At 67.9% G+C, this 8,460-nt stretch carries 6 protein-coding genes; 2 read left to right on the forward strand and 4 right to left on the reverse strand.

Annotated features, from left to right (window positions below; all coding sequences use genetic code 11):
- The 4 genes from GF405_05340 to GF405_05355 all read right to left on the reverse strand — a co-directional run.
- On the reverse strand, positions 1-652 hold a 652-nt coding region (locus GF405_05340; protein MBD3367579.1), incomplete at its 3' end, for a hypothetical protein.
- Positions 642-1,136, reverse strand: coding sequence for a hypothetical protein (locus GF405_05345; GenBank protein ID MBD3367580.1), 495 nt, complete (start codon positions 1,134-1,136; stop codon positions 642-644). The genes GF405_05340 and GF405_05345, both read right to left, overlap by 11 nt.
- A gap of 3 nt (positions 1,137-1,139) precedes the next feature.
- Entirely contained in the window at positions 1,140-3,509 is a 2,370-nt protein-coding gene (locus GF405_05350; protein MBD3367581.1) for a molybdopterin-dependent oxidoreductase, read from the reverse strand.
- Entirely contained in the window at positions 3,506-4,978 is a 1,473-nt protein-coding gene (locus GF405_05355; GenBank protein MBD3367582.1) for a hypothetical protein, read from the reverse strand. The genes GF405_05350 and GF405_05355 overlap by 4 nt, the downstream gene beginning before the upstream one ends.
- Positions 4,979-5,183: 205 nt before the next feature.
- Between GF405_05355 and GF405_05360 the strand changes: the two genes are divergently transcribed.
- Positions 5,184-6,707, forward strand: a complete 1,524-nt coding sequence (locus tag GF405_05360) for a histidine ammonia-lyase (protein ID MBD3367583.1) — start codon at positions 5,184-5,186, stop codon at positions 6,705-6,707.
- A gap of 109 nt (positions 6,708-6,816) precedes the next feature.
- Positions 6,817-8,382: a histidine ammonia-lyase gene (gene hutH, locus GF405_05365; GenBank protein ID MBD3367584.1), complete on the forward strand. Its 1,566-nt coding sequence runs from the start codon at positions 6,817-6,819 to the stop codon at positions 8,380-8,382.
- Positions 8,383-8,460 lie beyond the last annotated feature (78 nt).

The raw sequence follows: 8,460 nt of genomic DNA on the forward strand, positions 1-8,460 counted from the left end.
CGTAGTCGATGATGCGCCGCTCCGCTGCACAGATGTTCCGCTCCATCGTGTCGAGGCCCTCCCGGTCGTCGAGGACCACGACGCGGAACCCGAGAGGGGCCAGGACGCCGGAGAGCGCGAGGGACGCGTGTCCGCCTCCCACGATGGTGACGACGTCGGACCGCCCAAGCTGCTCCTCGTACTGCCATGCTCCGTTACGCTCCACCCATCGAAGGCCCTCTCCCCGGGGGCGCGGTTCGGTCAGTGCGATGCCGTTCGTGTCGATGACGAGCGTGGCGGGTCGATCCGTCTCGAGCGCCCCCGCGATCGCCTTCGCGGCCTCAAGGTCCTCCGGCTCGACGCGGAGGAGAACGAAGGTCTGCGTCCCGGAGCAGGCCGTCCCGACGCCGTCCTCGGTGTGCTCCATCTCGATGACCTCGGAGCGGCCGCGTGCCTCGGTCGCGAGGAGCGCTGTAGCCCGCTCGACGAGCGTCTGCTCCGGGATGCCGCCGCCGACGGTCCCGATGCGCCGGCCGTCGCCCGTGACCAGCAGCTTCGCGCCGGGGCGGTTCGGCACCGCGCCGGAGGCGTCCGTCATGACGAGCAGGCAGGCGGGGATGTCCGCTTCGAGCGCCTCGACGACTCGTTTCCAGATGGGGACGTCACTGTGCAAACCAGACTCCCGAGAGAGCGTAGTAGACGGCGAGAAGCGCCGAGAAGACCGCGCTTCCGAGGAACCTCCACCTGAGAGGGATCGCCAGCTGGATGACGGCGTTCCCGGTGATGGAGATCGGGATGTTGACGACCCACGAGATGAGCGCGGTCATGAGGATCGGGAGCCCGACGTCGGACCAGTTCCCGGAGAAGATGGCGATGAAGAGCAAGTGTCTCGCGATCCAGAGGGGATTGAAGTAGAGGAGCGCGAGGCCCGTCTTCGCCAGGGCGCCCCTCACGGGTCCGCACACCTGGTTCGAGCAGATCTCGATGCGCTCGCAGTAGTTCGGGATCTCGAAGGCGTAGATCGTCGCGCCGACCAGCATCATGCCCAGCATGCGCACGGGGTCGTAGGTCCCGAGGATGAGCGTGGCGACGGTATCGCCGGCCGCGTAGACCACGAGACCGAAGAGCACATCGCGCTTTTCGTAGCGAATCCACATGAGCTACCGCCGCTCCGCCGGTTCGCCCGGCTCCGGAGAGGCGTCATCCTCGTTCCATGCGTCGCACCCCTTCTCGGCCAGCCGGCACGCGAAGCCGTACTCGCCCGACATCGCGTCCGCGCGGACACCCTCGAGGTGGGCCAGGATGCGCTCGTTCGTCATCGGGGCGACGACCGGAGCGTCCGCTATAGGGGGACGAACGGCGCAGAGCGCGTCCCGAACGGCGAAGAAGGCGCCGATGCCGTACATGAAGGGCGGCTCTCCGATCGCCTTCGTGTCCATCACGGCGTTCGGGTTGTCGCTGTCCTCGAGGAAGACGACCTCGAACTCACGCGGCGTGAAGTGCAGGTCGGGGACCTTGTAGGTGTTGAGCGCGTCCGACAGCAGCACGCCGTGATCGTGCACCAGCTCCTCGATGGTCACCCATCCGATGCCCTGGACGATGCCGCCCTCCATCTGGCCACGGTCGACGAGGAGGTCGAGACTCCTTCCCGCGTCGTGCACGACGCGGACCGAGTCGACCGTCGCCGTTCCGCGAAGGACGTCGACGACGGCCTCGACGAGCGCCGTGCCGAACACGTGATAGGCGAACGGGTGTCCCTTCTCGGCGTCCTTGTCGTAATGGAGCTTCGGCGTCGCGTAGAACGCGTGGGCCGAGAGGTCGACCCGGCGCTCGTAGGTCGCGCGGACGAGCTTCTCCCACCCGACGTCCGTCTCATCGCCGGCCGCCGTGACCCTCTCGTTCGCGATGGCGACGTCGGCCTCGTCCCGCCCGGTCAGCTCGGCCGCGACCGGCCGAAGCCGGTCGACGAGCATCCGGCACGCCAGGAGCGCCGCCATGCCGTTCAGGTCGGTGCCCGAACTCGCGGCGGTCGGGGAGGTGTTGGCGACGCGGGCGGTGCTCGTGCTCTCCATGCGGACGCGCCCCTCGTCGACACCGAGCGCCGTCGCGACGATGCGGCGGATCTTCGTGAGGACGCCCTGTCCCATCTCGACGGCCGCCGTGCTGACGCTGACGCTGCCGTCCGTGTAGACGTGGACGAGCGCCCCAGCCTGATTGAGGACCGTGTTCGTGAACGAGATGCCGAAGCAGACCGGCATCAGCGCGAGTCCCCGCTTCATGTAGTGGCTCGCCGCGTTCTCTTCGTCGATCTCGTGCCGCCGGCGTTCCGGGTCGAAGCGGGCGACGACCTCATCGAAGCTCCGGACGGCCGTCGTTCCCTCGACGCGCATCCCGAACGGGAGCTCGTCGCCATCATCCAGGAGGTTGGCCCGCTGGATGCGCCACGGCTCGACGCCGAGCTCCTCGGCAGCCCTCCGGATGGCCGCCTCGATGACGAACATCGCCTGCGGGCCCCCGAAGCCGCGGAACGCGGTGTTCGGCGGAAGGTTGGTCCGACAGCACATACCGGTCGCGAGGACGTTCGGAATGAAGTAGCTGTTCGTGGCGTGGAAGAGGGTGCGCTCGAGAATGGCGGTCGAAAGGTCGGCCGCCGCTCCCGAGTTCTGATAGTAGGTGACCTCGAAAGCCGCGAGCTTGAGGTTCTCGTCGAGCCCGAGACGGTAGTCCGACGAGTACGGATGCCGCTTCCCGGTCATGACGAGGTCCTCGTAGCGTTCGAGGACGAGCTTGACCGGACGGTCGAGCGCCGTGGCCGCCACGGCTGCCATCGCGGCCCACGCCGTCGCCTGGTCCTCCTTGCCGCCGAAGGCGCCGCCCAGCCTGTGGACCTCGACCTCGATATCGTGCATCGAACAACCGAGGACGCGCGCGACGATCCGCTGGACGGCCGTCGGCGCCTGCGTCGCCGAGTAGAGCCTGAGCCTGCCCCGCTGCTCCGGGACGGCCAGTGCGCTCTGTGTTTCGAGATAGACGTGCTCCTGTCCTCCGGACTCCACGCGGCCCTCGACGACCGTCGCACATCGTTCCCAGGCGCCCTCCGTGTCTCCCAGGGAGAGCGTCCTGGCCGGGGCGATGAGAGAGCCCATCGCGGCGGCCACGCGGGGGTCGAACACCGGCTCGAGCTCCTCGATCTCGAGCTCGATGTCGTCGAGCGCCGCGCGTGCGGCCTCCGGGCTCTCGGCGACGACGAGGGCCACCGGCTGCCCGGCGTAGTGAACCTCGTCCGCCGCGAGCAGCGGCTCGTCTTGGATGATGCCGCCGATCTGGTTCTCGCCGGGAACGTCCGCGGCCGTGAAGACGCTGACGACGCCCGGCGACTGGGCCGCCGACTCGGTTCGGAGTGCGGTGATCCTGCCGTGTGGTACGGGCGAGGGGAGGGCCGCGGCGTGGAGCGTCCCCTCGGGCTCGGGGAGGTCGTCCACGAACGGTGACGCCGCACGGACATGCGCCTGTGTGTCGGCCGAGCTCATGCGATGAGCGCCTCCAGCTCGAGTGACGGGAAGAGCTCTACGAAGTGCGCGATGATGAGGCGACGAAGCAGCCGTCTGCGGTACTCCGCGCTGCCGCGGACGTCGGTGATCGGCGAGGTCTCGGACACGGCCAGTCGGGCGACCTCCTCGACGAGCTCGGGAGAGAGCGTGGCGCCCTCGAGACGCTCCGAGGTCTTCGTCAGATGGAGCGGGACGCAGTCGACGCCGCCGGCCGAGATCGAGGCGCGTCTCACGACGTCCTTCTCCGCCTCGATGACGGCTGCCGAGTTGACGCCGGCGATATCAAGGTGGCCTCTGCGCGAGACCTTCTCGAAGTGGAAGCGCGCGCCCGGGGCCGGGCGGGGGAACTCGATGGCGGCCACGATCTCCCCGTCCTTGAGGTCGAGCTCCTTGTATCCGCGGTAGAACGACCTGAGCGGAAGCCGGTTCGTCTCGCCGCCGCGAGAGAGCATGAGGGTCGCGTCGAGCGCCAGCAGCATGATCGTGAGGTCCGCGATCGGCGAGGCGTTGACGATGTTCCCGCCGACGGTCGCCCGGTTCCGCACGAGCCCGGAGGAGACGAGCGTCAGCGCGTCGTCCCACCCCGGCAGCAGGTCGCGGAGCGTCGCGTCGCATCGCAGGTCCTCTACGGGCGTGGCGGCGCCGATCGCGACGGTGTCGTCGTCGGCACGGACGCCCGTGAGATCGCTCCGTCGCGAGAGAAACGAGAGCTCGGAGTGTCTGAGGTCCTCGGGACGCTGGACGAAGAGGTCGGTGCCGCCCGCCACGAGGATGCCCCCGTCTCTCGGGCCGGGCGGCGAAGAGGCCACGCGGCGCAGCCGGTCAGGAGCCTCGAGGAAGAGAGCGGGCAGAACACCGGTCCGTACGAGCTCGCGCGTCCGGTCGCCGGGAACGTGGTCCTCGGCGCGCGGGAGCGACTCCCCGGTGCGGTCGAGGACCCGCTCGACGGCGCGCACGATCGAGATGTATCCGGTGCAGCGGCAGATGTTTCCCTCGATGGCGGCCCTCGCGTCGTCGAGCGAGAGCGTGGGGCTCGCGAGGAGGAAGCCCGTGATCGATATGATGAACCCGGGCGTGCAGAAACCGCACTGCGTGGCGCCCTCGTCGACCATGGCCTGCTGCACGGGGGTGAATCCCTCGCCGGTCAGTCCCTCGATTGTCACGACGTGCTTCCCGTGGAGCTCTCCGACCGGCAGCAGGCACGAGGGGACGGCGCGGTAACGCAGGCGGTCGCCCTCGAACTGTCCCAGAAGGACGGTACATGCGCCGCAGTCGCCCTCCCGGCAGCCGGCCTTCGTGCCCTTGAGACCGAACTCGCGCCGGATAAGGTCGAGCGCGACCGTCCCGGGGTGGGTGTTCGTCCGCGCGAGGACATCGTTCAGCAGAAGCTCAATCAACGTCGTGCTCCTCCTGTGGTTCGAGAGCGAGCTTCCCGCCGCTGCTCTCATACATGCCCATGCTATGGCAAGATAGGTCCCGATGCCAGCACTCGTTGGGTCGGCGGACGCGCCGCCCGTCCGGCAGCCCGGCCGGTCGGACGGACCGCCCCGTGCCTCGTTCTGTTGACCCCCCACATCCCCTTTGCTATTCTCTTGCCTGCGGCCCGGCCACGGGCCGGTTCCTTTGCCACAACTTCACCAGGAGAGACGAGGAATGTCGATCACACTGAACGGCAGCGGGCTCACGGTCGAGAAGCTGGTCCAGATCGCCCGGAACGGCGAGAAGGTGGAGGTCGCTCCCGACGCCATTGAGCGGATAGAGACGTGCCGCGCCATGCTCGAGGAGAAGATCGAGGCCCGCGAGATCATGTACGGGGTCAACACCGGCATCGGCGAGTTTTCCGAGGTCGTGCTCGACGACGAGCAGGTCAAGCAGTTCCAGAAGTACCTCATCTACAACCACGCCGCCGGCATCGGCGACCCGGCGCCCATCGAGTACGTCCGCGGCGCCATCGCCGGACGCATCAACGTCCACTGCCACGGGAAGTCGGGGTGCCGCCCCGAGATCACGATGACGCTGGTCGAGATGCTCAACAAGGGCGTCACGCCGGTCGTCTGCCAGAAGGGCTCGGTTGGGGCCTGCGGCGACCTGGCACCGATGAGCCAGATCGCGCTTCTTCTCATGGGCGAGGGTGAGGCCTACTACGAGGGCGAGATCCTCCCGGGCGCCGAGGCGATGAAGCGGGCCGGCATCGAGGTGCCCGGACTCAAGGCGCGCGACGGGCTCGCGACCATCAACGGCTCGAACCTCCTGACCGCGATGGCCGCGGTCCATATCTACGACATCAACCGCCTTCTCAAGCAGGCCGAGATCGCCTGCGCCATGAGCCTCGAGGCGCTGATGGCCAACATGAAGCCCTACGACGTCAGGCTTCACGAGGTGCGCGGGTTCGCCGGCGCCGTCAGGACGGCCAACGCGCTCAACAAGCTCCTCGCGGGCGGCGACGTCGCCGAGGGGCGGCTCAAAATGAAGGTCCAGGACGCCTATTCGATGCGCTCGACGCCGCAGGTCGTAGGCGCCGCGCACGACGCGGTCGCGTACGCGAAGAGCCAGGTCGAGGTCGAGCTCAACGGCGTCGGCGACAATCCGATCTTCTTCCCCGAGTACAAGCTCACGCTGACGGGCGCCAACTTCCAGGGGACGCCGGTCTGCCTGCCGATGGACATGGCGGGCGCCGCGCTCACGATGGTCTGCGTGATGAGCGAGCGGCGGATGAACAGACTCACGAACCCGGCCCTCTCGGTCGGTCTGCCGCCCTTCCTGACGAAGGGCGCGGGGCTCATGTCCGGCATGATGCTCTCGCAGTACACCGCCGACAGCCTCATCGTGGAGCAGCGCATCCTCTCGATGCCCGCGAGCATCCAGTCGATCCCCGCGGCCGCCGATCAGGAGGATTTCGTGTCGATGGGGATGAACACGGCCATCAAGAACCACCAGATCATCGACAATGCCTGCGGCGTGCTTGGCATCGAGTTCATGGCCGCGGCGCAGGGCTTGGATCTCCGCGACTACGACCGCGCGAAGGGCACCGATGCCGCGCACAAGGTCATCCGGAAGCACGTCGACTATCTCGACGAGGACCGCCCGCTCTACCCCGACCACACGACCATGAAGGAGCTCGTGCGCTCGTGCGAGATCCTCGAGGAGGTCGAGAAGGTCGTCGGAGACCTCGGGTAGTCCGGCGGACAGGTTCTCTGAAGGGACGTGGCGGAAGCCCGGGGCGACGTCCCCGGGCTTCTCGTTGGCGCGTTCGCCGGGGCGGGTGCGCCCCCAGGAGGAGTAGCCGATGAAGGTCGTACTGGACGGAAAGAGCCTGACCATCGACCAGGTGCACGAGGTCGCCAGGAACCACGCCACGGTCGAACTCGCGCTCGAAGCGCGCGAGGCCGTCGCGAGATGCCGGAAGGTCGCAGAAGAGCTGATGGAGTCCGGTGCCCTCATCTACGGCGTCACGACCGGCATCGGCGAGCTCGCGCGCGTCGCGGTCTCTGGGGAACAGGGAGAAGAACTCCAGCGCCGCATCATCCGGAGCCACTCGGCCGGCGTCGGGGATTGGTTCGATGAGGACAAGGTCCGAGCCGCGATGCTTCTCCGCGCGAACGTCCTGGCGCGCGGCTACTCGGCGGTGCGTCCGGAGCTTCTCGAGACCCTCATCGGGATGCTCAACCGGAACGTCGTACCGGCCGTCAACGAGAAGGGCTCCGTCGGGACGTCGGGCGACCTCACGTCGCTCGCGCAGATCGGGTGCGTCGTGATGGGCGAGGGGAAGGCGTTCTACGAGGGCGAGCTCATGGACGGCGGCGCCGCCATGGAGCGCGGGGGACTCACACCCCTGACGCTCTCCTTCAAGGAGGGCCTGGCGCTCATCAACGGCTCGCAGTTCTTCACCGGCTGCGGCGCGCTCTGCGCCTACGACGCCGACCGCATCATCCGGAACGCCATCATCGCGAGCGCGATGTCGGCCGACGCGCTGCGGACGCCGCTCGAGCCGTTCGATGAGCGCATCCACGAGCTCCGGCCGTTCGAGGGGCAGGTCGTCGTGGCGGAGAACATGCGGCGGCTTCTCAAGGGAAGCGAGCTCATCGCGTCGGGCTCGGGCAAGGTCCAGGACGCTTACAGCATCCGGTGCATCCCGCAGGTCTACTCGCCGTCGATCGACTCGCTCCACTACGTCATGCAGCAGATCGAGATCGAGATGAACTCGGTCACCGACAACCCGCTCTTCTTCCCGGACGAGGGCGAGCAGCTCTCGTGCGGGAACTTCCACGGTCAGCAGATCGCGATGGCCCTGGACTACCTGGGCATCGCGATGAGCGAGATCGGCTCGCTGTCGGAGCGCCACATCAATCGGCTCGTCAACCCGCACCTGAACGGCGGGCTCCCGGCGTTCCTCGTGAAGAGCGAAGGCCTCAACTCGGGCTACATGCTCGCGCACTACACGGCGACGGCGCTCTGCTCAGAGAACAAGGTCTTCTCGCACCCTGCGGTCGTCGACAACTTCTCGATGGCGGCGGACCAGGAGGACACGGTCTCGATGGGGCCCATCGCAGCGAGGAAGCTCTGCGAGATCAACGGGAACGTCGTCAATGTGGTGGCCATCGAGATGATGTGCGCCGCGCAGGCGTTCGACCTCCTGGGCGAGACCCCGGGCAAGGGTACCCGCGTGGCGCACACGAAGGTCCGCGAGGTCGTCCCGACGTACGAGAAGGACCGCATCGTCGCGCCGGACATCGAGGCGATCGCCGATCTCATCGCGAGCTGGGAGCTTCTCGAGGCGGTCGAGGAGACCGTCGGGCCGGTGAAGCTCCGCGCGACGGGAACGGGGTGGCTTCCGAGGAAGCCGAAGGCCTGACGGCACCCGTGGGTCGAGTGGTGGTTGACGGCAAGCCGTTACACCTCAGATCCGGTTCGTGGCATCGCTCTTGCTCTC

Origin of the sequence: Candidatus Effluviviaceae Genus V sp., assembly GCA_014728125.1 — a bacterium.
Lineage (GTDB): Bacteria > Joyebacterota > Joyebacteria > Joyebacterales > Joyebacteraceae > WJMD01.

What these genes read in the sequence shown, in the direction of transcription:
- GF405_05345 (MBD3367580.1), bottom strand. Translation starts at nt 1,136, where the DNA reads ATGTGGATTCGCTACGAAAAGCGCGATGTGCTCTTCGGTCTCGTGGTC.
- GF405_05350 (MBD3367581.1), bottom strand. Translation starts at nt 3,509, where the DNA reads ATGAGCTCGGCCGACACACAGGCGCATGTCCGTGCGGCGTCACCGTTC.
- GF405_05355 (MBD3367582.1), bottom strand. Translation starts at nt 4,978, where the DNA reads ATGAGAGCAGCGGCGGGAAGCTCGCTCTCGAACCACAGGAGGAGCACG.
- GF405_05360 (MBD3367583.1), top strand. Translation starts at nt 5,184, where the DNA reads ATGTCGATCACACTGAACGGCAGCGGGCTCACGGTCGAGAAGCTGGTC.
- hutH (MBD3367584.1), top strand. Translation starts at nt 6,817, where the DNA reads ATGAAGGTCGTACTGGACGGAAAGAGCCTGACCATCGACCAGGTGCAC.